Below are 362 nucleotides of genomic sequence, written 5' to 3'. Positions count from 1 at the left end.
TTTAAATTAATATTATTTTTAATTTTTTTTTTTTTGTTTTTAAAAAGATTTTAAAACTATTTTATTATTTTATTTATAATATATATAAATAAAGTTCTTTTTTAAAATGTTGTTTCAAGCTTGATGTAACAGTGTTTTGAAAGATTTTTAGTGTATAAAATAAAATTTGACATAAAAAAACTCCAGTAATAAGATTAAAGTGTCGAGCTAAAATCAAATACTGGAGGTCTTTTTATATGCAAGACAATCATACAAAATATATAGATGAAAATCAAGATAATAAAACACTAAAAGACTTAACGAAAAGTGGGAAACAACGCCCGTGGAGAGAAAAGAAAATCGATAATGTAAGTTATGCAGAT

1 pseudogene is annotated in these 362 nt (G+C 21.5%); it reads left to right on the top strand.

Annotated features, from left to right (window positions below):
- Positions 1-236: 236 nt before the first annotated feature.
- A pseudogene (locus tag KA926_RS13890) lies at positions 237-362 on the top strand (protein rep); the annotation flags it as partial.

It is taken from the genome of Staphylococcus sp. GDY8P94P, from assembly GCF_017892255.1.
Lineage (GTDB): Bacteria > Bacillota > Bacilli > Staphylococcales > Staphylococcaceae > Staphylococcus > Staphylococcus cohnii.
The sequence above is the reverse complement of the archived record's forward strand: the minus strand, read 5'-3'. Positions and strand labels throughout refer to the sequence as shown.